Below are 21,498 nucleotides of genomic sequence, written 5' to 3' on the forward strand. Positions count from 1 at the left end.
TGTACCTGTCATGACAAGCAACCCCGGGCGCGAAAGCGAGCGACCTCGCTCCCGCGCCAGGCAGGATCCTAGTGGAACAGCACTGCGGTCTTCTGCAGGGTTATCCACACGCCCCATGCCAGGGGAATACCCACCACCAGCCAGGCGGCGATCACCAGCGGCTTGCTGCCAGGCGAAGCCTTCCACTCCAGGACGACGCTGCTGTCGGCGCCCTTGTCGTGGCCCAGGGCCTGCTCGGCCGCCAGTTGCTCGTCGGTCATGAAGTACTTGTCGGCCACCGGGCGCACCATCAGGTTGCACAGGAAGCCCAGCACCAGCAGGCCCGCGAGGATGTACAGGGTGATGTCGTAGGCCGCGGCGCGCTCGACGCCGATGCTCAGCTGGTATTCGCGCAGGTAGTTCACCAGCACCGGGCCCAGTACGCCGGCGGCCGCCCAGGCCGTCAGCAAGCGGCCGTGGATCGCGCCCACCATCTGGGTGCCGAACAGGTCCGCCAGGTAGGCCGGGACCGTGGCGAAACCGCCGCCGTACATCGACAGGATGATGCAGAACGCCGCCACGAACAGGGCGATGTTGCCCAGGTGGCCGAGGTTCGGGATCAGCGCATACAGGGCAAACCCGAGGGCGAAGAACACGAAGTAGGTGTTCTTGCGGCCCAGGTAGTCGGAGAACGACGCCCAGAAGAACCGGCCACCGATGTTGAACAGGCTCAGCAGGCCGGTGAAGCCGGCGGCGATGGCGGCGATCTGTGCCAGTTGCCCGGCGTCCAGCTGGCTGAAGCTCAGGCCGTTGCCCAGCAGTTTGCCGGCGAACACTTCCTGCAGCAGTGGCGAGGCCATGCCGAGGATGCCGATACCGGCCGACACGTTAAGGCACAGCACCAGCCATACCAGGCGGAACTGCGGGGTCTTCCAGGCCACGTTCACATGCACGTGGCGGTGGGTGATCATGGCGTTGGCGGCTTTCTTCACCGGCGCGCTCCAGCCCTCGGGCTTCCAGCCGGTGGGCGGTACGCGATACGCCAGGGCGCCGCCGATCATGAACACGAAGTAGATCGCGGCCATCACCAGGAAGCTCTGCCAGACGCCGACGCTGGTGGGGGTAGCGAAGTGGCTCATCAATGCGGCCGCCAGGGGCGCACCGACCATCGCACCGCCGCCGAAGCCCATGATCGCCATGCCGGTGGCCATGCCGCGCTTGTCCGGGAACCACTTGATCAGGGTCGACACCGGGGAGATGTAGCCCAGGCCCAGGCCGATCCCGCCGATCACCCCGGAGCCGATCCACATCAGCCAGATCTGGTGGGTATAGACCCCCAGGGCGGAAATCAGCAGGCCCCCGCACCAGCACAGGGCGGAGACCACCCCAGCCTTGCGCGGACCGGCGTGCTCCAGCCAGCCGCCCCAGATCGCCGCCGAGCAGCCCAGGAAGATGAAGAACAGGGTGTAGATCCAGCCGAGCATGGAGATCGGCCAGTCACACTGGGACGAGAAGACCTGGGCGATGAAGCCCATGCCCGGCTCGCAAGCCACGGGCGCGCTGATACCCAGCGCCTTGGACAGCGGCAGCCAGAACACCGAGAAGCCATAGGCCATGCCGATGCACAGGTGGATGGCCAGGGCGGCCGGTGGTACCAGCCAGCGGTTGAAACCGGGCTTGGCGATGATGCGTTCTTTGGACAAGAACGCCGGCTGGGCGGGCACGCTGGCCGCCACGTTGCTAGAGCTCATGGATGTTCCCCCAATTATTGGAATTGTTCATCGGCCACTCCCCTGCGACGACCTTGGCACGGGGGCACGGTCGTTCTGATTGAGTAAAGCTTCCTTTGGGCAGGCGCGACATTAAGTCGCAGAAGGACGGACGAACCGCCAGAGGTTACCATTTGCAAAACATTAAGAAAGCAAACTGCTATCTCCTTTTTTACCGCGACTGCTCTGGTGGTCGCCGCCCACACTCGCTCCAGGAACCCCAATGCCCATCGTTGTCCAAGCGCTGCACGACGCCAGCCCCCAGGACCAGCAGGACCTGCGCAAGATCTACCAGGACGCCCCGGACTGGCTGTTCGCCCCCCATGCCGATGCCCCGCAACTGATCGCCCATGCCCTGGAAGAGGCCAGCCTGCTGGTGGCGCGCTTCAACGACCGCCTGCTGGGGGCCGGATATCTGCAACGGCACTCGGACGGCTGGTCCCTGTCCCACCTTTGTGTGCGCAAGATCACCCGACGCCGCGGCGTGGCCGAACGCCTGGTGAGCCAGGCCCGGGAAATGGCCCGGACCGAGGGGGCGAACCTCTGCCTGCTGGCACCGGCCGGGCATCTCGAGGCCCAGGCCCTGGCGGCCAAGCTGCGACTGGAACTCAAGTACCCGTAGACGGTTTGGGTCAACAGTCGCCAGGTCCGGGGCGTTATACTGCCCCGCTAAATTTTGAATTCGACATACAAGGACTCGCCCATGAAAGCGCTCGGCAAAATCCTGGGTCTGGTAATTCTCGGGCTGTTACTGATCATCGTGGCTCTGGGCTTCGCCCTGACCCACCTGTTCGACCCCAACGACTACAAAGACGAAATCCGCCAGATCGCCCGGGACAAGGCCCACATCGAGCTGACCCTCAATGGCGACATCGGCTGGAGCCTGTTCCCCTGGCTCGGCCTGGAACTGCACGACGCCGGGGTGGCCACCCTGGCCAACCCCACGCAGCCTTTCGCCGACCTGCAGATGCTGGGCCTTTCGGTTCGCGTGCTGCCATTGCTGCGCCGCGAAGTACAGATGAGCGACGTCCGGGTCGAGGGCCTGAACCTGCGCCTGAACCGCGACAAGGACGGTCACGGCAACTGGCAGGACATCGGCAAGGCTGCGCCGGCCGACCGCCAGGCCGAGACGCCTGCCACCAGCACCGGCGAAACCGGCGAGGCTGCGGCCAGCGCGGAAAAACCCGCGCAGCCGATCCGCCTGGATATCGACAGCCTGACGGTGAACAACGCTCGGGTCGAATACAACGACGAACAGACCGGCAAGCAGTTCACCGCCGAGAGCATCCAGCTCAGCACCGGGCCGATCCACGAAGCCACCAACACTCCGGTCAAGCTCACCGCCTTCCTGGCCAGCAGCCAACCGGCAGTGCGCGTGCGCACCGAGCTCAACGGCGAACTGCGCTTCGACCGCGCCCTGCAGCGCTACCAGTTCGAGGACATGCGCTTGTCCGGCGAGGCGGCCGGCGACCCGTTGCAAGGCAAGACCCTGACCTTCTCCGCCCAGGGCCAGCTGCTGCTGGACAAGGCCGCCAACGTCGGCCAGTGGACCGGGCTGAAGCTCTCCCTCAACCAGCTGCGGGCCCTGGGCGAACTCAAGGTCAATGACCTGGACAAGACGCCACAGATCAGCGGCGGGATCTCCATCGCCCAGTTCGACCTGGCGAAGTTCGTCGACAGCATCGGCCAGACCCTGCCGGCCATGGCCGAGGGCAGCCTGAGCAAGGTCGAGCTGGCCAGCCGCCTGCAAGCCACGCCCACCAGCCTGGCCCTGGAAGATCTCAATCTGAAGCTCGACGACAGCAGCTTCAGCGGCCGCCTGGCCATCGAGGACTTCGCCAAGCAAGCCCTGCGCGCCCAGCTCAAGGCCGATACCTTCAATGTCGACCGCTACCTGCCGCCCAAGTCCGCCGCAGCCAACAGCGCCGCCGCGGCCCGCAAGGCCGAAGTACAGGGTAGCGAGGCGGCTGCCGCGGGCGGCACCACGCCGCTGCCCGACGCACCGACCAAGGGCGCCTGGAGCACCGACCGCCTGTTGCCGGTGGAGCGCCTGGCCCAGCTCGATGTCGACGCCGACCTGAACTTCGGCCAACTGACCCTGGACAAGCTGCCGATCCAGAATGCCGCGCTCAAGGCCTCCGGCCAGGGCGGCCTGCTGAAACTCGCCGACCTGCGCGGCGAGCTGTTCAACGGCAGCTTCGAGGCCAATGGCACCCTGGACGTACGCCAGAGCACACCGAAACTGAACCTGCAGACCCGGATCAACCGGGTGCCGGTGGAACGCATCCTGGAAAACCAGGGCCAGAATCCTCCGGTCAAGGGTCTGGTCACCCTGAGCAGCAACCTCACTGGCAATGGCAACAGCCAAAAAGCGCTGATCGACAGCCTCAACGGTACCGCCAGCTTCGCCATCAACAACGGTGTGCTGCTCAACGCCAGCATCGAGCAACAGCTGTGCCAGGGTATCGCCGTGCTCAACCGCAAGAACCTGACCAGTACCCCGCGCGGCAAGGACACCCCGTTCCAGGAGCTCAAGGGCAACCTGACCTTGCGTAATGGCGTGGCCAGCAACCCGGACCTGAAGGTGCGCATCCCCGGCATGACCGTCAACGGCAACGGCGACATCGACCTGCGCGTGCTGGGCCTGGATTATCGCGTGGGCATCATCGTCGAAGGCGACCTGAGCGATAACCCGGATCCGGCCTGCCAGGTGGGCGAGCGCTTCCGTGGCATCGAGCTGCCGCTGCGTTGCCGTGGCCCGCTGGAGCTGGGCGCCAAGGCCTGCCGCCTGGACAAGGACGGCCTGGGCCAGGTCGCAGCCAAGCTGGCCGGCGACCGACTCAAGGAAAAGATCGACGAGAAGCTCGGCGACAAGGTCAGCCCGGAACTGAAGAACGCGATCAAGGGGCTGTTCAAGCGATGAGAGCCGAGGCTTTTTCCAGCGCGGTGCTGGATTGGTATGACCGTCACGGGCGCCACGACCTGCCCTGGCAACAGGACATCAACCCGTATCGGGTCTGGGTCTCGGAGATCATGCTGCAGCAGACCCAGGTCAGTACCGTGCTCAACTACTTCGACCGCTTCATGGCCTCCCTGCCCACGGTGCAGGCCCTGGCCGAGGCACCGGAAGACGAAGTGCTGCACCTGTGGACCGGCCTGGGCTACTACACCCGCGCACGCAACCTGCAGAAGACCGCGAAGATCGTGATGGCCGAGCATGGCGGCGAGTTTCCCCGCGACGTGGAAAAACTCACCGAGCTGCCGGGTATCGGGCTCTCGACCGCCGGGGCCATCGCCAGCATCAGCATGGGCCTGCGGGCACCGATCCTGGATGGCAACGTCAAGCGGGTCCTGGCGCGCTTCACCGCCCAGGAGGGCTACCCGGGGGAACCCAAGGTGGCCAAGCAGCTATGGGCGGCCGCCGAACGCTTCACGCCCCACTCGCGGGTCAACCACTACACCCAGGCGATGATGGACCTGGGGGCGACCCTGTGCACCCGTAGCAAGCCCAGCTGCCTGCTATGCCCCCTGGAGCGGCACTGCGAGGCGCACATGCTCGGCCTTGAGACCCGCTACCCGGTGCCCAAGCCGCGCAAGGAGGTGCCACAGAAGCGCACCCTGATGCCCATGCTGGCCAACCGCGAAGGCGCCATCCTGCTTTACCGACGCCCCTCCAGCGGGCTCTGGGGCGGGCTCTGGAGCCTGCCGGAACTCGATGGACTGGACGACATCCAGCACCTGGCCATGCAGCACTCCCTGGAGCTGGGTCAACAACAGCAGATGCCTGCTCTGGTACACACCTTCAGCCACTTCCAGCTGGCCATCGAGCCCTGGCTGATCCGGGTCGAAGAGTCGGCCCTGCACGTCGCCGAGGCCGACTGGCTCTGGTATAACCTCGCCACCCCGCCGCGCCTGGGCCTTGCCGCCCCGGTGAAGACACTGCTCAAACGCGCGGCTGAAGTATTGAATGCAGGAGAGTCGTCATGACCCGCACCGTAATGTGCCGCAAGTACCAAGAAGAACTGCCAGGCCTGGACCGTCCGCCGTACCCGGGCGCCAAGGGCCAGGATATCTACGAGCACGTCTCGGCCAAGGCCTGGGGCGACTGGCAGAAGCACCAGACCCTGCTGATCAACGAAAAGCGCCTGAACATGATGAACGCCGAGGATCGCAAGTTCATCCAGGCGGAAATGGACAAGTACTTCTCCGGCGGGGAATACGCCAAGGCCGAAGGTTACGTGCCGCCAGCGGAGTGAAACCGCTGCAAATCCGGGGGGCGGATCGTAAGCGGCGGTAATAATTAAACTTTTTTTCAAAACTTGCTTGACGCCCCCCTGAAAAACCCGTTTAATGCGCCCCGTTGCCCAGATAGCTCAGTCGGTAGAGCAGGGGATTGAAAATCCCCGTGTCGGCGGTTCGATTCCGTCTCTGGGCACCACCTTCAGTTTTCAGGTGGTGCCAAGCACACCTGAAGACACACAGAAAGCCCGCCTAGTGCGGGCTTTTTGCTTTCTACGGTTTACCAACTCTTCCCCGCCGATTCGGCCCGGAGTCCCGCCCGCAGCACGGTAGCGATGCCGTGATCCGCCAGCGCATCGCTCCATAGCCAGCCTCAATGGATAACGCGCTACAACCTGCGCCTATTCACGATCGGTGAATACCATCCGCGCACCTGCCAGCTCCTCCGACTGCGGGGCTTCGAATACGCTTTCAGCGAAATCGAACATCTGCGGAGTGACCTCCATGGCGTACGTTTGCCCCCGCTGCTCATTGCGGCGCGCTACCCGATTGCGCCGAGCTTGCGCTTCCGCGGTGACGTAGTGGAGTACGGCCGGGCTGCCGTGCCGGGCGGCAAAGGCGTATGCCGTCTCGCGTCGCTGGCGACGAAGAAAGCCCAGGTCGAGGATGACGGAGCCGCCACAGCGCAATACCTCGGCAGCCACCGAGTAGATGACTGCCTCGCAACGATCCACTCGCTCGGCGAACCATGCCGGGTTCATTGTCTGGACAGTGGTGCCCGATGCGATGTCAGGCGCAAACAACTTGGCCATCCAGGCATCCATGGAGAAAACCACGGCGCTACCGCCGCTCGAGAGTTCATGGGCATAAGTGGACTTGCCCGCCCCCACGGGCCCGCAAACCAGGTGGACAGCGCTGTGTTCCATGATCGATTCCTTATTGAAAGTTCAGCGGCACGATTTAGATCAGCGCCAGGGCGCGGTGGATGAAATGCACCAGCGAGTCGTTCAGGCCGGTGTATGCACTCAAGCCAGGTTCTTGTGCGTAGGCATGGCGCACCTTGCGCTCAAGCTCCGGGTCGTCACCGTAATGGGAGGCACGAAACAACCCCAGCCACTGCCGGGCCAGCTCCTGCATACCAGGGGATGCGGCTTCGAGGCCGTTGCGCTGATGCTCGCGGGCCTGTGCGATCAAGGGCTGCCACTGCCAAAGATGCTCGAGTTGGCGCTGCGTCAGGTCTTGCTGCTCGGCGGGGGTCAGGTAGTTGACCATTAGCGCTGCTCGAGCATGGACGAAGGCCACCATGACCCAATCCAGCATGGCGTCATGAATCCCGTTGAGTTGCTGCGCTCGCCGGGAATTTCGCTGGAGCGCCGTCAGCTTGAAGGCCAGCTCGGCATCCTCGGCGACGGTCAAATGCACCAGGCGCATCCAGCGCCAGGCCAATGCTTGCGCGTGCGGACTGTGCCCTGGCGTCTGCGCCGCGATGGCTGACTGGACGTCGGCCACCAGCAGTTCCCAGTCCCGCTCGACATCATCCAGCCGCTCTTCGACGGCCAGCAAGGCCGCGATATCGCTTGCGGACAAGACTTCCTCTTGCAGGGCCAGCATCTCCAGCATGTCGATCCAGTCGATGCCGAGAAGCACGGTGCCCTTGCCTATCTTCTGGTTCAGCCTCAGCAGGCGCACACGCAGCTTCTCGATATGGCGTTGCTGCGCAGCCAGGGATTCAAGTTGCCGGGAAATGAGCTCTGCGGGAGACAGGCTGTCCGCTTGCAGCATCTGCTTGATCTGCTCCAGCGAATGCCCGCCCTGCTTGAGCACCTGGATACGCCCCAGACGAGCGGCGTCGGCCTCTGAATACAGCCGATTGCCGCCATTGGAGCGTGTGGAGGGAGAAAGCAGTCCCAGCCCATCGTAATGATGCAAGGTGCGCACTGTAACGCCAGCCCTGAGAGCCAGTTCACCGATCTTCAACATTCCTCATCTGCCTCCCTACGCCGAGCAATGGTTGAAGACAGGATAGATCCTCACGCTACGTCAGGTTCAAGCCCCCAGGGCTGCGCTCAAAAGTTATCCCAATGGACGTTGAGATCGCGCCGGGCGCTAGCGGCGACATCGATAGTGCTACGCCGCTCCAGGCCCTTGCGGGTAGTGACGACCTGGAACTTGCCGGGGGGCAGCTGCACATAGACGATCGGCCCCACCCCGGCCAGGCTCAACAGGGAATGCCCCTGGGCATTCTCGATGGCCACGTCCACATCCGAGGTGTACTGGTTCTGCGGGCCGACGGAAAACGTCAGGTGCAGGTTGTAGCCCGTTACCTGCTGGATGGCCCGCGACTCATCCAGGCCGATCCCGCCGCTGAGGTAGGCGATTCCGTTTTGCTGCTGCGGCACCAACTGGACGCCGGCCGGATCGATCGGCTCGCTGCTGGCGACGGCGCCCAGTACGCTGGGTGATGCCAACGCAAGCAGCAGCACGGCGAGCGCCGACATGACACTGATGGAAGAGCATTTCATGATGACCACTCCCGGGTTCGTTTCGAACCCCTGCAATGGGGCGCCACCATCAAGCCTCCAGCCCCAGGATCGGTAGCGCCCGGGCCTCCCCTATTGCATCGCGAATGGCCAAGCCACGGCAGCCCTGCACAACTGGCCCGCCTCAAGCTCCCAAACTTCAGTGTACGCCTCGATACCGGCGGTTTTAGACCGATTCGGCACCAGGGCTTGAGCGAAGACGCCTAAGGCACCTCAGTCCGCGCCTGCCTCCATCAGCCCCTCGAGCGCGGCGTCGGCCTCGGCCCGCTGCGCCGGGGTCGGCCCGGTGGCGAACCGGCTACGCCCCTGGTCCAGGGCCAGGTAGGCATTGTCGCCATCGCCCCAGATGTAGGAGTAGATGAACAGGAAGCTGTCGGATTCGGACTGGCAGAAGGCGGCGACGCCGCGCAAGGGCGCCAGCAACTGGATCATCTCGCCGTAGTTGTCGGTGAACTCCAGCAAGGCGAACTGCCAGCGACCAGCCTTGGGGTCATAACGTGAATACGCACCGGGGCCCATCCAGATCTCCACCGTTTCCTGCAGGCTGCGCGCCCCGGAGTCGCGCAACGACTCGGCGTCCACCAGGCCCGGGCCGTACATCTGCTTGCTGTTGAACCATTGCTGCCAGTCGCCATAGGCCAGTGCCGGGCGCGGCGTCGCCGCCATGGCCTTGGCATAGTCTTCCGGCGTCATGTTGCAGCGCAGATAGACCGAAGACGGCTCGTTCGCCCGCACCTGTGCGCCAGCGGCCATGAGCACCGCCAGCACCAGCCCCTTCCATGAGCACCACCGCATCATCGTCATTCCCGATCCTTGCAAAAAAAGAGCGCCAGCATACCTTTGCGCCGCCAATGACAGGCCACGGCGTTATCACCAAGGGTCTCTCGCAGAGTAAAGTGACCATCGCCTCGCAAAGGAACGGCCCGCAGTGAACCAGAAACGAACCCGCATCCCCCTGCCCCACCCCAAGCCCGTCGACAACCGTAGCGGCGCCTGGCTGCTGCTGGTAGTCGGGACCGTGCTGCTGTTGCTCAGCGGGCTGCTGGCCTGGACCCTGGCCGGCGCGCTGGTCGACGGGCAGATCGTCACCGGCAACCGCGCCGGCCCCAGGCACGTCTACAGCCTGGCGCTGCAGCCCACCCAGTTCTATGGCGAGCTGCTGTGGCAGGGCCTCACTACCCTGCTCCTGGGCGCACTGGCCGCTGCCGCCCTGTGGATCGGACGGTCATTGATGGTCGCCGATAGACCCCGCCGCTGAGCCAGGACCCCACTTCAGCCATTCAGGAACACGTTCCCATGTCCCTGTTATCCCCTCCCGAACAGCCAGCCACCCGCCACGCCACCGTCGAACCGGCCAGTGGCCCCAGCGAAAGCTTCAAGGAGCCCGCGGCCGACGGCGTCATGCTCGGCGGCTTTGCCTGGCGCCATGCCCAGCCGGATCCACAACGCCCGGTGGTGATCATCAGCGCCGCCACCTCGGTGCGCTGCCGCTACTACTTTCGCTTCGCCGACTACCTGTTTGCCCACGGCTTGGATGTCATGACCTACGACTACCGTGGCATCGGCGAATCGCGGCCGACATCCCTCAAGGGCTTCAAGGCCTCCTGGTCGGACTGGGGCGCCCTGGATTTCGAAGCGATGCTGCAACGTGCCCAGCGCGAATTTCCCGGCCAGCCGATCGACGTCGTCGGCCACAGCTTCGGCGGTTGCGCGGCAGGCCTGGGCAACTCGGCGGGGGTGATCCGACGCATGGCGACCATGGGCGCGCAATTCGCCTACTGGCGTGACTACGCCCCGGCAGAACGCTGGCGGATGCTGGGCAAATGGCACCTGGCGATGCCCCTGCTGACCCGCCTCTATGGTTATTTCCCCGGCAAGCGCCTGGGGTGGATGGAAGACACCCCGGCCGGGGTAGTCCGCGACTGGAGCACCCCGCACCCGCGCTACGAAGGGCGCCCCAGTGGCCGCAAGATCGCCACCGAGCGCAATGGCCAGCCTTTCGCCCATGTCACGGCACCGATCCTGGCCATCAGCCTCAGCGACGATCCGTTCGGCACCGTGGCCGCCATCGAACGCCTGCTGGACTATTTCCACAACAGCCCGCGCACCCATTTGCGTATCCGTCCGCAGGACATCGGCGAGACCGCCGTCGGCCACTTCGCGTTCTTCCACAGCCGTTTCGAGGCCCGGTTGTGGCCGATCATCCTCGGCTGGCTGCGCCACGGCGAACTGGATAGCCGCAGCCCGGGGCGCCTGATCCCCAGGAACTGAGCCCCGACCGACACCACCTCCCGGCCGAAGGCAGGTGCCCCACCGCCGATTTACTGGCATCCTTGCCCGCCTCACCGGCCGCCACTGCACGGCGGCCCATGCGATACATCTTCAGGCAACCAGGTAACACGCCCATGGCATCTGCGAACAAGCAACACAAAAGGGCCCAGCGGGCGAAAACCAAGGCCAAGCAAAACCGCGTCAAGCGCACTGCACCGACCTCGGAACTGGACCTGGACCCCAACGACAGCCGCATCGACTTCGAATCGGTAGACCTGACCGAGCTGTTCGTGAAAATGCGCGACGCCGAGAAAACCAGCCAGCAGGCCATGTGCGCGGCGTTCCTGGCGGACCCGTTGCTGGAACTGGTGTATGAGCAGGAGGGCGAACAAGGCGCCACCGACTTCATCCTCGCGGCACTGATCGAATACCGTAGCTGGTCCACCGAGGCCGACGAAGCCACGGCGCTGGCCTGGATCGAATCCGAGGCCTTCCAGGCCGATTACCTCGCCGCCTCCCAGGCCCTGTTCAGTACCGAAGGCTGAACGAGCGGCAAGAAAAAAGGGCGCATCCTGTGGATGCGCCCTTTTGCATTTCAGCTACTAGAACCGCCCGATACTCAGGCCGCTTCCAGCCGCGGGATTTCCATGCCGATGCGCGAGCTGGCGAAGCTCAGGTCACCGCTGGCGATGGATTGGGCCTTGAAGCCGGCGCCGATCAGGTCACGGACGAACAGCTTGTTGTAGATGAACATGAACACCAGGTTGCTCAGGCCGAAAGTGAACATGGACAGCAGGAACATGATGGCTGCCCATTTCCAGTCGGCGCGGAACAGGGCCGGGATGAAACCGAAGAAGAACACGGTCCAGGAGAAACCGACTGGCGCTTCCTTGATGGCTCCGGTGTTCGGGTTTTTGAAGATGATTTTGGTGAACGCCATGTGCGTCTCCTTGCCGCCCCGTTATGAGGAACCAATGACCGGGCGATCACCATTGGAACCAGTGCTAGGTTCTTCGGGCAGGGACCATCGACCACGCCAAGGGCGAGTGCAAACCGGTCAAGAGCTGGAAAGGCGAGGCGTTTCAAGGGAAAGCGGCGGACCTGCAGGTTCCGACAAGCGTTCAATCCCTTGTACAAAAGCGCTATTCCATAGCTCCTCTCACGCTGGCACGCAAGAGCTCTTATCGAAGAGCGCGCAGGCTACTATTTCGCCTGCATGCTGTCCACGAAACCTCATGTAACAAGTCACAAATCCAATAAAAACGCCCTCTGTCTATGTCGGCAACGGTCTTTTTGAATTCCAGGCGATCAATTGATCCGCCCCACCCCCACACGCAAGTGCGACCGACACGTCCCCGGATACCGCCACATCGGCGCCGGCAGCCCCACGCCGGATCAGAAGCTGGACACCCATGGCCTGCCGGAACAAAAAAGACTAACTCCACCCGGCCCGGGTTCGTTCTCGCAAAAGGGCAGTCTCGCAGCACGCCTTGATCACCCAGGCCATGAAGGCAAGTACAGAGCCGCGGCCCGGGATTGCCGAACCTTTCCGATAAAGATCGGCAACTCATTGAACTCGATGGCTTTTTTCCAGGTCATTGCTCGGCATCGCCGCCATCAGACGACCTCGTCCGGCAAAAACACGGTCAAAAAGCGTGGGATACCCAATTAACCGACAGATCCATGACCTTTGGCCCGTTAACCCTTCCAACACCCGGCCAAAGCTGGCACCATCGCGCCTTTTTTTACGCGACACCCGCCGGATCCAGGGTTCAAACGGGCGTTCGGTTGTTGATGGGGCGACAGTCAGCTGTGCCGATGCGACAACCTGCCACACGTCGCTCGTTTACCTCCGGCAGCGCTGTTGGCTGCGATTCGAACCCTATGCTAGCTTGGCGCCTCGCCAGGAAGGCAGCCCAACAGCAGGAGCACATTGAACTCTATGAGGACCGCACATGGCTGAGGCCACGCCCGCGCTTGAAATCCGCAACTTGCACAAACGCTACGGCTCCCAGGAGGTACTCAAGGGTATCTCGCTGACCGCTCGCGACGGTGACGTGATATCGATCCTGGGTTCCTCCGGTTCAGGCAAGTCCACTTTCCTACGCTGCATCAACCTGCTGGAAAACCCGCACCAGGGCCAGATCCTGGTAGCCGGCGAAGAGCTCAAGCTCAAGGCCGCGAAGAACGGCGAGCTGATTGCCGCCGACAGCAAGCAGATCAACCGCCTGCGCAGCGAAATCGGTTTCGTATTCCAGAACTTCAATCTCTGGCCGCACATGAGCGTGCTCGACAACATCATCGAGGCACCGCGTCGCGTGCTGGGCCAGAGCAAGGCCGAGGCCATCGAGGTGGCCGAGGCCCTGCTGGCCAAGGTCGGCATCGCCGACAAGCGCCACGCCTACCCGGCCCAGCTCTCCGGCGGCCAGCAACAACGCGCCGCCATCGCCCGGACCCTGGCGATGCAACCCAAGGTCATCCTGTTCGACGAGCCGACCTCGGCCCTGGACCCGGAAATGGTCCAGGAAGTCCTCAACGTGATCCGCGCCCTGGCCGAAGAAGGCCGCACCATGTTGCTGGTCACCCATGAAATGAGTTTTGCCCGCCAGGTCTCCAGCGAAGTGGTGTTCCTGCACCAGGGTCTGGTAGAAGAGCAAGGTTCGCCCGAGCAGGTCTTCGAGAACCCGCTTTCGGCACGCTGCAAACAATTCATGTCCAGCAACCGCTAACGGAGCTAAACGCATGCAGAGCTATAAGAAAGTCCTCCTGGCCGCTGCCGTCACCCTGGCCTTCAGCGCCAGCGCCGCCGCCGAGACCCTGAAGATGGGCATAGAGGCAGCCTACCCTCCCTTCAACAACAAGGACGCCAGTGGCCAGGTCGTCGGTTTCGACAAGGACATCGGCGACGCCCTGTGCGCCAAGATGAAAGTCGAATGCACCGTGGTCACCTCCGACTGGGACGGCATCATCCCGGCCCTGAACGCCAAGAAGTTCGACTTCCTGATCTCCTCGCTGTCGATCACCGACGAGCGCAAGCAGGCGGTGGACTTCACCGATCCGTACTACTCCAACAAGCTGCAGTTCATTGCCCCCAAGGCCAAGACCGACTTCAAGACCGACAAAGCCTCGCTCAAGGGCAAGATCATCGGGGCACAACGCGCGACCCTGGCCGGCACCTGGTTGGAAGACAACCTGGGTGACGACATCACCATCAAGCTCTACGACACCCAGGAGAACGCTTACCTGGACCTGACTTCCGGCCGACTGGACGCGATCCTGGCCGACAAGTACGTCAACTACGAGTGGCTCAAGAGCGATGCGGGCAAGCTTTATGAGTTCAAGGGCGAGCCTATGGTGGAAAGCGACAAGATCGGGATTGCCGTGCGCAAGAAAGATCCCCTGCGCGAGAAGCTGAACACCGCCTTGAAGGAAATCGTGGCCGACGGCACTTACAAGAAGATCAACGACAAGTACTTCCCGTTCAGCATCTATTGATACTGACTTGCCTGACCGGCGCTCACCCTCGGGGCGCCGGTCCTTAGCAAAGCCATCCAGACCCCATGAATATCGATCTCTTCGGATTCGGCCCGGCGCTCGCCGCCGGCGCGCTGATGACCGTCAAGCTGGCCCTCTCGGCGTTATGCCTGGGGCTGGTGCTCGGACTGCTCGGCGCCTTGGCCAAGACCTCCCCGTTCAAGCCCCTGCGTTGGCTTGGCGAAACCTATTCGACCATCGTGCGCGGCGTTCCGGAATTGCTCTGGGTGCTGCTGATCTACCTGGGCACGGTGAAGACGATGAACGCGCTGGGGGAGCATTTCGGTAACCCAGACCTGGCTCTCAGCCCGTTCGTAGCCGGGGTGACAGCCCTCGGGCTGTGTTTCGGCGCCTATGCCACGGAAGTGTTCCGCGGCGCGATCCTGGCCATCCCCAAGGGTCACCGCGAGGCCGGTACCGCGCTAGGCCTCTCCAAGTGGCGGATTTTCAACCGCCTGATCCTGCCGCAGATGTGGCGCATCGCCCTGCCGGGCCTGGGCAACCTGTTCATGATCCTGATGAAGGACACCGCGCTGGTGTCGGTGATCGGCCTTGAAGAAATCATGCGCAACGCGCAGAACGCCGTAACCTTCGCCAAGCACCCGTTCACCTTCTATATGGTCGCGGCCGTCATGTACCTGGGCCTGACCGTGCTGGCCATGATCGGCATGCACTTCCTGGAAAAACGCGCCGCCCGCGGCTTTGTGAGGACGACGTAATGGAATGGGAAGTCATCTACAAATGGCTGCCGAAGTTCATCCAGGGTGCAACGCTGACCCTGGAGCTGGTGGGCTTCGCGGTGATTCTCGGTCTGCTGCTGGCCATCCCGCTGGGCATTGCCCGCTCGTCCAGGCTCTGGTACGTGCGCGCCCTGCCCTACGCCTACATCTTCTTCTTTCGTGGCACGCCGCTGCTGGTGCAGCTGTTCCTGGTGTATTACGGCCTGGCGCAGTTCGATGCGGTGCGCGAAAGCTTCATGTGGCCCTACCTGCGCGATCCGTTCTGGTGCGCCACCGCCACCATGACCCTGCACACCGCGGCCTATATCGCCGAGATCCTGCGGGGCGCGATCCAGGCCATTCCGCCCGGTGAAATCGAAGCGGCGCGGGCCCTGGGCATGTCCAAGCCCAAGGCGCTGTTCTACATCATCCTGCCGCGTGCTGCGCGCATCGGCCTGCCGGCCTACAGCAACGAAGTGATCCTGATGCTCAAGGCCAGCTCCCTGGCCAGCACCGTGACCCTGCTGGAACTGACCGGTATGGCGCGGACCATCATTGCCCGCAACTACCTGACGGTGGATATGTTCTTTACCGCTGGGGTGTTCTACCTGTTGATGTCGTTCATCCTGGTCCAGGCCTTCCGCCAACTGGAACGCTGGCTACGGGTCGACGCCTGCCAGGGCCGTTGAGCCCTCCCGCTCCCGCCAGGGAGCGGGCCTGCCCCGGATTCGTCACCATGCCCGCCATCCTCCAAGGCCCTGCACTACTTACCCGCTTCCAGGCCTTGGATGCCTTCCTCCTGGAGCACCAGGGGCTCTGGCGCCCACGCCCGTTCCAGTATCTGCAACTGCCCTGGGAAGCCCGCTACCGCGAACTCGCCCAGTGGCTGCGCCAGCGTTCCCTGGCAGACGCCGAAACCGCCCACAATCACCCGGAACAGCTGGACGCGCCCGCCCCCTTCGCCCAGTTGGCGGCCCAGTCGCGGGCCCTGGCCGAGCTGACGGAGCTGCCCGCCAGCGATCTGCCGGCCATGCGAGCGCGGCTGAATGTCGATGTGCCTGGACGCAAATGGCAGCAGATCGAAGCCTTCGCCGCCCGCCTGCAATTCGACCAGGCTCCCGCCCACTGGCTCGACTGGTGTTCCGGCAAGGGCCACCTGGGACGGCGCCTGCTGCAACCGGGGCAATGCCTGACCTGCCTCGAATACGACCCGGCGCTGGTGGCCAGCGGCGAACAACTGAGCCGCCACCATGGCCTGGCCGCCAGCCATGTGCAGCAGGATGTACTGGCCGATACGGTCGCCGCGCAGCTGGCTGCCGGACACAGCCCGGTGGCGCTGCATGCCTGCGGCGACTTGCACGTGCGCCTGATGCAGCTCGCCAGCCAGGCCGGCTGCCGCCAGCTGGCCATCGCCCCGTGCTGCTACAACCGCACCAGCGCCAGCCAGTACCAGGGTTTATCCACAGCCGGCCAGGCGTCCGTCCTGCGGCTGTCGCTGGACGACCTGGGCCTGCCCATGAGCGAGACCGTGACCGCCGGGGCCCGGGTCCGGCGCCAGCGCGACCAGTCCATGGCCTGGCGCCTGGGCTTCGACCTGCTGCAACGCCAGTTGCGAGGCGTCGATGACTACCTGCCCACCCCCTCGCTGCCCAGTCACTGGCTGGACAAGCCGTTCGCCGAATACTGCCGCGACCTGGCGGCCCTCAAGAAGTTACCCACAATCGGCGCGCAAGACTGGCCGGCACTGGAAGCCGCCGGCTGGCAACGCCTGGCCCAGGTGCGCAACCTGGAACTGCTGCGCGGCCTGTTCCGCCGGCCATTGGAACTGTGGCTGGTGCTGGACCGGGCATTGTTTCTGCAACAGCAGGGCTATCAGGTAAGCCTGGGGACCTTCTGCCCTGCGCACCTGACCCCGCGCAATCTGCTGCTCCTGGCCCAGCGCTGAAGCCCTGCGACAGCCCGTCGCGACCTGTGGATAAGTCTGTTGATCAAATCCTGGCAAGTCCCCTAAAAACAGGGCGTGGACTCCCGACACAGAACTGGTCATTTTTTATTCATAAAAATAAACCATCGAAAAAACAGCCAGTTGCAAAAAGATGAGAATGGCTCCACAGATTCGTCATCTGCCTGGCCGAAAAACCCATCCATTGTGCATAAGCGCCTGAGCGAAGCGGCATAACGCCCCCTCGCCCAGGCTGCGGCGGCTACTCGTCGGCCCGCGCCGGAATCCACCATTCCTCGCCCCGCGCCGTGCTGATGTATTCCGGCCAGCGGAAGTCGTGGGGCACCTGGAAGTCCTTGGGCAGCAGCGGTGCCTGCCAGTGACTGCCACCGATCCCGCCACCCGTGCGCTCGACGAACTCGGCCTTGGCCGCCGCCAGCAATGCCTCGTCGGTGAGCAAGTCCACCAGGGTCGCGGCGATAGTCTTGGCCGCCACCTCGATCATCGGGTCGATGGTCTGGCGAATCCCGCCCAGGGCGTTGCAGACCCAGTCCGGATAGACCACTCCCGGCGGCGCGCTGAGCATCGGCCGGGCCACCAGCAAGCGCACGGTCGGGCAGTGCCAGGTGTATTCCGGGTAGTCGTCGGAGGTCAGGTGTTTCTGCCAGGCCGGCATTTGCAGGCGCAGCTGGCGCTCGCATTCCTGGGGTTCGATCAGCGCCTCGGTGGCCGGCAGGAAGGGCCGTTCCATGGCCTCAAGGCCCAGATTGCGCTGGATCTGGCGGGCGATCTCCCGGGCTTCTTCGTCCCACTGCGGGGCGCCCACCGCCGCCAGGTTGGCGTAGGTGGCCTGGGCCATGACATGGTTGGGCAGGCCACCGCGGGACTTGCACACCCAGGTCTTCTTCCAGCGGCAGCCGGTGGCCATGGCCGCCGCGGCGGCGTTGTTGTCCATGACCTGGGAAATGGTCTCGGCCTGCTCGATGGAATCGCAGCGCAGCAGGTACTGGATCTGCGACAAGTGCGGCGGCAGGTTGTCGGCCGTGGCTTGGCCTGCGGTGAGGATCGCCTCGTTGTAGCTCCACAACCCGGTGAACGGCAGGGTCGAGCGGCGCAGGCTTTCGTTCAGGGTATAGAAATGCACCAGGGCATCGTTGGCCCCCGGGGCCCGGGCCGCCAGGTGGTTCTGCGGGATCGGGCTGTAGCGATCGGCGGCGATCCACTGCTCCGGGTCTTCGCAGGTGAAGCTGTAGATGTAGGCGTAGGCGATGCCGCAGTGGGTGTCCCAGGTGGTGGTGTTGTTCAGTGGCAACATGTAGGTGGGGTGGAAGCTGATGGCCGCATCCAGGTCGTCGTAATAACCCTTGGCCGCGTGTACCGGCTTGGAGGCGCGGAGTTTTTCCGCCGGCTCGCCGAAGAAGCGAATGCTGCCCTGCAAGCCGAATTCCTGCATGGTCGCCTTGGCCGCCAGGGCCCCGCCCAAGGCACTGATGCCCAGGGCCGAGTGCGGATCGGTATGCCCCGGGGCGAAGCGCGACAGGCCATCGCGGGGCTGCTTGCAGGTGGTGGCGGCCTGGCAGTTGCCCGGTACCGCATCGTACTCGCCATAGGTGGCCAGCAACGGCCCCTGACCTTGGGTGAAGGTGGCGCAGAAGGCCGTGGGCATGCCACCGCTGGCGCGTTCGACAGTGAAGCCCTCGGCCTCCAGCAACGCCACGTACCAGGCACTGGACTTGTACTCGCGAAACGCCGGCTCGGCGTAGTGCCAGATCAGCTGGTGCCAGTCCGACAATTGCTGGCGGTGGCGTTCGACCCAATCCAGCGCGAATTCTTTGTAGCGCGACATCCTCGGCACTCCTGGTTATCCAGGTCCCGGCCAGTCACGAACTGGGCACATCGGCATCCACCCAGGCCGGCCGGACCTGTTGTTGTTATGGGAATGGTCCGGTTGGCTCAGCCCGGATCGAGGGCCAGTATTGGTGAAGCGCTGGCTACATCAATCAAATTATTTCGCCAGCAATGGGCAAAAAAACTAACCAATGCCACGCTGGCGCGACCCATACTTCGGCGCGACCTGATGCGCCGCAAGCGCCTGGACACACCAGGCCGGACGCATTCGAAGACCCGTCCCCCCGCCCCGGAGGTTGTATGCGTTTTCCCACGATCAGCGCCTTGCGCGCCCTCGACGCGGTCGCCCGGCTGGGCAGCGTGACCGCCGCCGCCCAGCAGTTGAGCCTGACCCGCAGCGCCATCAGCCACCAGATCATCAGCCTGGAACAGAGCCTGGGGTTCGCCCTGACCGAACGGGTCGGGCGCGGCATCGGCCTGACTCACCAGGGCCAGTGCTATGCCCGCGAGGTACGGCGCATCCTCGCCGATATCCAGGACGCCGGCCGGCTGTTCGATGGGCCGGCGGTATCCGGCAAGTTGCGTATCAGTTGCAATCCGGGGTTCACCAGCTTCTGGCTGTGCAACCACATCAACAGCTTCCAGCGCCAATACCCCGAGGTACGGCTGCATGTGGTCAACCCGCGCTCCTGGGACGATACCAGCGATCCCGAGGCCGACCTGTTCATCACCTACGGCATCGGCGACTGGCCCGGGCTGCTGGTGGAGCCGATCTTCACCCTGCATTTCTCGCCGGTATGCAGCCCGCGCCTGGTCAACGCCATCGGCGGCTTGAAAACGCCACAGGACCTGGCCGGCCTGCCCCTGATCCACATGAACGACACCAGCGACTGGCGCGCCTGGCTGGCCGCTGCCGGGGTCGACCAGGTCGATGCGGACAGTGGCATCACCTTCTCCGACGCCCACTGCGCGCAGTCGGCGTGCATCGCCGCCCAGGGCGTGGCCATCGGCGACAGCCTGCTCAGCGGCAACGCCCTGGCCCGGGGACTGCTGGTGCGGCCGTTCAATATCGCCATCAGCGCCCGGCGCGGCTACTTCCTGGCGATCGATCCGGCCAAGGCCGAGCGGCCGGCGGTGCGGGCCTTTTCGACGTGGCTGAAATACCAGCTGCAAAACACCACCCAAGGCATTACCGACAGCTTGCTGATCAAGCCTTGAACCTGGGCGAAGGCGGCAACGGCCCCTGGCCAATGGATAATTTCACTCACCAATGAGGCAAAAATTATTCCATTGATGTGCCGTTGCTTTTGCCAATAATGAGCCAACCGCCTGCTGTTCCAACAATAAAAACTCCACAGCGCAGGTCGGTTTCCGCAGGAGAACTCTGTAGTGTCCAGCAGTCCTTCGACCCAACTCAGCGCCCAGGGAATCAGCCAGTATTACGGCAACTTCACAGCCCTGGACGGCATTGACCTCGACGTTCGCCAAGGCGAATTCCTCACCCTCCTGGGCCCCTCCGGCTCAGGCAAGACCACCCTGCTGATGATCCTCGCAGGCTTCCTATCCCCCAGCGCCGGCAAGCTCATGGAGCGTGGTGTCGACATCAGCCGGCGCCCGGCGGAAAAACGCAACTACGGCATGGTGTTCCAGGGTTACGCGCTGTTCCCGCACATGAGCGTCGCCGACAACGTCGCCTACCCATTGCGCATCCGCGGGGTCAAGGCCGAGAAGCGCCAGCGCCGGGTCAAGCACATACTCGAAGTGGTGGGCCTGGGCGCCCACCTGCACAAGAAACCGTCCGAGCTTTCCGGTGGCCAGCAGCAACGGGTGGCCATCGCCCGGGCCCTGGTGTTCGAGCCGGACATGCTGCTGCTCGACGAGCCGCTCTCGGCCCTGGACAAGAACCTGCGCGAACAACTGCAAGCCGAGCTGCAACGCATCCATCGCCAGGTGGGCACCAGCTTCGTGTTCGTCACCCACGACCAGGGCGAAGCGCTGGCCCTGTCGACCCGCATCGCCATCTTCAACCAGGGGCGCCTGGCGCAGATCGACTCGCCCCAGGACATCTACGACCGCCCCAGCAACCGCTTCGTCGCCGAGTTCCTGGGCAAGATGAACCTGTTCCCGCTGCGCGACATTGCCCGCAATGGCGGCCACGCCAGCGGCCGCTGCGGCGACGTCGCCCTGCATGCCGCGCTCCCCGGTGAGCTGAGCAGCCAGCCACAGTTGCTGGCGGTACGCCCCGAGCACATGACGCTGCATACCGAACGACCGCAAGCAGGTGAGCACAACGTGCTGCCGGCGCACCTGGGCGAACGGGTGTACCAGGGCTCCAGCACGCATCTGGCACTGAACATCGCCCCGGAGCTGGCACCGGTGAACCTCTCGGTACCCGGCGATCACCCCGGCGCCCGATTGCCCAGCGGCACCCCGGTGTGGCTGAGCTGGCCGGTACGCCACAGCTTCCTGCTGGAAGCCTGAGCCCCGCGATCAGTCAGGCAATTGCAGGAGCGAGGCTTGCCCGCGATGGACTGCAGAGCGCTGGGTTGACCCCGTAACGTTCACGACCATCGCGAGCACTCGAGCGTCGACCGGCTGCTCCTACAGAGGACCACCACCCCGGTTTTCGTACAGAACAACAACAATCAACGGCTGGC

General features: G+C 64.1%; 21 protein-coding genes and 1 tRNA gene. 15 read left to right on the forward strand and 7 right to left on the reverse strand.

Features of this window, described 5'->3' with window-relative positions; all coding sequences use genetic code 11:
- Positions 1-68: 68 nt before the first annotated feature.
- Entirely contained in the window at positions 69-1,730 is a 1,662-nt protein-coding gene (locus AC3WK8_RS09360; RefSeq protein WP_103324633.1) for an OFA family MFS transporter, read from the reverse strand.
- A gap of 241 nt (positions 1,731-1,971) precedes the next feature.
- Between AC3WK8_RS09360 and AC3WK8_RS09365 the strand changes: the two genes are divergently transcribed.
- The 5 genes from AC3WK8_RS09365 (at position 1,972) to AC3WK8_RS09385 (ending at position 6,186) form a co-directional block, all read left to right on the forward strand.
- Positions 1,972-2,370, forward strand: coding sequence for an acetyl-CoA sensor PanZ family protein (locus tag AC3WK8_RS09365; RefSeq protein WP_103324634.1), 399 nt, complete (start codon positions 1,972-1,974; stop codon positions 2,368-2,370).
- Between the two features lie 81 nt (positions 2,371-2,451).
- Entirely contained in the window at positions 2,452-4,671 is a 2,220-nt protein-coding gene (locus AC3WK8_RS09370) for an AsmA family protein (RefSeq protein ID WP_103324635.1), read from the forward strand.
- Entirely contained in the window at positions 4,668-5,735 is a 1,068-nt protein-coding gene (gene mutY, locus AC3WK8_RS09375) for an A/G-specific adenine glycosylase (RefSeq protein ID WP_085595724.1), read from the forward strand. Before AC3WK8_RS09370 ends, mutY begins: the two co-directional genes overlap by 4 nt.
- Positions 5,732-6,004, forward strand: coding sequence for an oxidative damage protection protein (locus AC3WK8_RS09380; protein WP_103324636.1), 273 nt, complete (start codon positions 5,732-5,734; stop codon positions 6,002-6,004). The genes mutY and AC3WK8_RS09380 overlap by 4 nt, the downstream gene beginning before the upstream one ends.
- A gap of 106 nt (positions 6,005-6,110) precedes the next feature.
- Positions 6,111-6,186: transfer RNA gene (locus AC3WK8_RS09385), tRNA-Phe, on the forward strand.
- Between the two features lie 202 nt (positions 6,187-6,388).
- Here the strand turns inward: AC3WK8_RS09385 and AC3WK8_RS09390 are convergent.
- From AC3WK8_RS09390 to AC3WK8_RS09405, 4 genes are all read right to left on the reverse strand, one after another.
- The gene (locus AC3WK8_RS09390) at positions 6,389-6,913 is read right to left on the reverse strand and encodes a P-loop nucleotide/nucleoside kinase family protein (protein ID WP_103324637.1); all 525 of its coding nucleotides are present in this window, start codon (positions 6,911-6,913) and stop codon (positions 6,389-6,391) included.
- A gap of 34 nt (positions 6,914-6,947) precedes the next feature.
- Positions 6,948-7,967, reverse strand: coding sequence for a MerR family transcriptional regulator (locus AC3WK8_RS09395; protein ID WP_103324638.1), 1,020 nt, complete (start codon positions 7,965-7,967; stop codon positions 6,948-6,950).
- A gap of 86 nt (positions 7,968-8,053) precedes the next feature.
- Positions 8,054-8,509 (reverse strand): hypothetical protein, encoded by a 456-nt coding sequence (locus tag AC3WK8_RS09400; protein WP_085595785.1) that lies wholly within the window; start codon positions 8,507-8,509, stop codon positions 8,054-8,056.
- Between the two features lie 231 nt (positions 8,510-8,740).
- On the reverse strand, positions 8,741-9,331 hold the full coding sequence (locus AC3WK8_RS09405) for a hypothetical protein (protein WP_256592262.1): 591 nt from the start codon (positions 9,329-9,331) through the stop codon (positions 8,741-8,743).
- Positions 9,332-9,455: 124 nt separating this feature from the next.
- Here AC3WK8_RS09405 and AC3WK8_RS09410 point away from each other — a divergent pair, with 124 nt between their 5' ends.
- From AC3WK8_RS09410 to AC3WK8_RS09420, 3 genes are all read left to right on the forward strand, one after another.
- Positions 9,456-9,785, forward strand: coding sequence for a hypothetical protein (locus tag AC3WK8_RS09410; RefSeq protein ID WP_085595730.1), 330 nt, complete (start codon positions 9,456-9,458; stop codon positions 9,783-9,785).
- 38 nt (positions 9,786-9,823) lie between these two features.
- Complete coding sequence (locus AC3WK8_RS09415) at positions 9,824-10,798, forward strand: alpha/beta hydrolase family protein (protein ID WP_103324639.1); 975 nt, start codon at positions 9,824-9,826, stop codon at positions 10,796-10,798.
- Between the two features lie 134 nt (positions 10,799-10,932).
- Positions 10,933-11,343, forward strand: coding sequence for a hypothetical protein (locus tag AC3WK8_RS09420; protein ID WP_103324640.1), 411 nt, complete (start codon positions 10,933-10,935; stop codon positions 11,341-11,343).
- A 74-nt stretch (positions 11,344-11,417) separates the two neighbouring features.
- Here the strand turns inward: AC3WK8_RS09420 and AC3WK8_RS09425 are convergent, their stop codons facing one another.
- Complete coding sequence (locus AC3WK8_RS09425) at positions 11,418-11,738, reverse strand: hypothetical protein (RefSeq protein WP_022639227.1); 321 nt, start codon at positions 11,736-11,738, stop codon at positions 11,418-11,420.
- A gap of 1,015 nt (positions 11,739-12,753) precedes the next feature.
- Between AC3WK8_RS09425 and AC3WK8_RS09430 the strand changes: the two genes are divergently transcribed.
- From AC3WK8_RS09430 to AC3WK8_RS09450, 5 genes are all read left to right on the forward strand, one after another.
- A complete protein-coding gene (locus tag AC3WK8_RS09430) occupies positions 12,754-13,527 on the forward strand; it encodes an ABC transporter ATP-binding protein (protein ID WP_022639226.1) in 774 nt (257 codons plus the stop codon).
- Positions 13,528-13,540: 13 nt separating this feature from the next.
- Positions 13,541-14,293: an ABC transporter substrate-binding protein gene (locus tag AC3WK8_RS09435; RefSeq protein WP_103324641.1), complete on the forward strand. Its 753-nt coding sequence runs from the start codon at positions 13,541-13,543 to the stop codon at positions 14,291-14,293.
- Positions 14,294-14,358: 65 nt separating this feature from the next.
- Positions 14,359-15,051 (forward strand): ABC transporter permease, encoded by a 693-nt coding sequence (locus AC3WK8_RS09440; protein ID WP_103324642.1) that lies wholly within the window; start codon positions 14,359-14,361, stop codon positions 15,049-15,051.
- Positions 15,051-15,740, forward strand: a complete 690-nt coding sequence (locus AC3WK8_RS09445) for an ABC transporter permease (RefSeq protein ID WP_085595738.1) — start codon at positions 15,051-15,053, stop codon at positions 15,738-15,740. The genes AC3WK8_RS09440 and AC3WK8_RS09445 overlap by 1 nt, the downstream gene beginning before the upstream one ends.
- Before the next feature lie 47 nt (positions 15,741-15,787).
- Positions 15,788-16,996, forward strand: a complete 1,209-nt coding sequence (locus AC3WK8_RS09450) for a methyltransferase (RefSeq protein ID WP_103324643.1) — start codon at positions 15,788-15,790, stop codon at positions 16,994-16,996.
- 259 nt (positions 16,997-17,255) lie between these two features.
- Here AC3WK8_RS09450 and AC3WK8_RS09455 read toward each other — a convergent pair whose 3' ends face one another.
- Positions 17,256-18,839 (reverse strand): zinc-binding metallopeptidase family protein, encoded by a 1,584-nt coding sequence (locus tag AC3WK8_RS09455; protein ID WP_103324644.1) that lies wholly within the window; start codon positions 18,837-18,839, stop codon positions 17,256-17,258.
- 302 nt (positions 18,840-19,141) lie between these two features.
- On the opposite strand from AC3WK8_RS09455, the gene AC3WK8_RS09460 reads away from it, so the two are divergent.
- Both AC3WK8_RS09460 and AC3WK8_RS09465 read left to right on the forward strand, forming a co-directional pair.
- A complete protein-coding gene (locus AC3WK8_RS09460; RefSeq protein WP_022639220.1) occupies positions 19,142-20,059 on the forward strand; it encodes a LysR substrate-binding domain-containing protein in 918 nt (305 codons plus the stop codon).
- Between the two features lie 171 nt (positions 20,060-20,230).
- Positions 20,231-21,322, forward strand: coding sequence for an ABC transporter ATP-binding protein (locus AC3WK8_RS09465; protein ID WP_103324645.1), 1,092 nt, complete (start codon positions 20,231-20,233; stop codon positions 21,320-21,322).
- Positions 21,323-21,498: the final 176 nt, after the last annotated feature.

The sequence above is a fragment of the Pseudomonas sp. FW507-12TSA genome, assembly GCF_058781435.1.

Coding starts and splice junctions, on each gene's coding strand:
- AC3WK8_RS09360 (WP_103324633.1), bottom strand. CDS start 1,730: ATGAGCTCTAGCAACGTGGCGGCCAGCGTGCCCGCCCAGCCGGCGTTC.
- AC3WK8_RS09365 (WP_103324634.1), top strand. CDS start 1,972: ATGCCCATCGTTGTCCAAGCGCTGCACGACGCCAGCCCCCAGGACCAG.
- AC3WK8_RS09370 (WP_103324635.1), top strand. CDS start 2,452: ATGAAAGCGCTCGGCAAAATCCTGGGTCTGGTAATTCTCGGGCTGTTA.
- mutY (WP_085595724.1), top strand. CDS start 4,668: ATGAGAGCCGAGGCTTTTTCCAGCGCGGTGCTGGATTGGTATGACCGT.
- AC3WK8_RS09380 (WP_103324636.1), top strand. CDS start 5,732: ATGACCCGCACCGTAATGTGCCGCAAGTACCAAGAAGAACTGCCAGGC.
- AC3WK8_RS09390 (WP_103324637.1), bottom strand. CDS start 6,913: ATGGAACACAGCGCTGTCCACCTGGTTTGCGGGCCCGTGGGGGCGGGC.
- AC3WK8_RS09395 (WP_103324638.1), bottom strand. CDS start 7,967: ATGTTGAAGATCGGTGAACTGGCTCTCAGGGCTGGCGTTACAGTGCGC.
- AC3WK8_RS09400 (WP_085595785.1), bottom strand. CDS start 8,509: ATGAAATGCTCTTCCATCAGTGTCATGTCGGCGCTCGCCGTGCTGCTG.
- AC3WK8_RS09405 (WP_256592262.1), bottom strand. CDS start 9,331: ATGACGATGATGCGGTGGTGCTCATGGAAGGGGCTGGTGCTGGCGGTG.
- AC3WK8_RS09415 (WP_103324639.1), top strand. CDS start 9,824: ATGTCCCTGTTATCCCCTCCCGAACAGCCAGCCACCCGCCACGCCACC.
- AC3WK8_RS09420 (WP_103324640.1), top strand. CDS start 10,933: ATGGCATCTGCGAACAAGCAACACAAAAGGGCCCAGCGGGCGAAAACC.
- AC3WK8_RS09425 (WP_022639227.1), bottom strand. CDS start 11,738: ATGGCGTTCACCAAAATCATCTTCAAAAACCCGAACACCGGAGCCATC.
- AC3WK8_RS09430 (WP_022639226.1), top strand. CDS start 12,754: ATGGCTGAGGCCACGCCCGCGCTTGAAATCCGCAACTTGCACAAACGC.
- AC3WK8_RS09435 (WP_103324641.1), top strand. CDS start 13,541: ATGCAGAGCTATAAGAAAGTCCTCCTGGCCGCTGCCGTCACCCTGGCC.
- AC3WK8_RS09440 (WP_103324642.1), top strand. CDS start 14,359: ATGAATATCGATCTCTTCGGATTCGGCCCGGCGCTCGCCGCCGGCGCG.
- AC3WK8_RS09445 (WP_085595738.1), top strand. CDS start 15,051: ATGGAATGGGAAGTCATCTACAAATGGCTGCCGAAGTTCATCCAGGGT.
- AC3WK8_RS09450 (WP_103324643.1), top strand. CDS start 15,788: ATGCCCGCCATCCTCCAAGGCCCTGCACTACTTACCCGCTTCCAGGCC.
- AC3WK8_RS09455 (WP_103324644.1), bottom strand. CDS start 18,839: ATGTCGCGCTACAAAGAATTCGCGCTGGATTGGGTCGAACGCCACCGC.
- AC3WK8_RS09460 (WP_022639220.1), top strand. CDS start 19,142: ATGCGTTTTCCCACGATCAGCGCCTTGCGCGCCCTCGACGCGGTCGCC.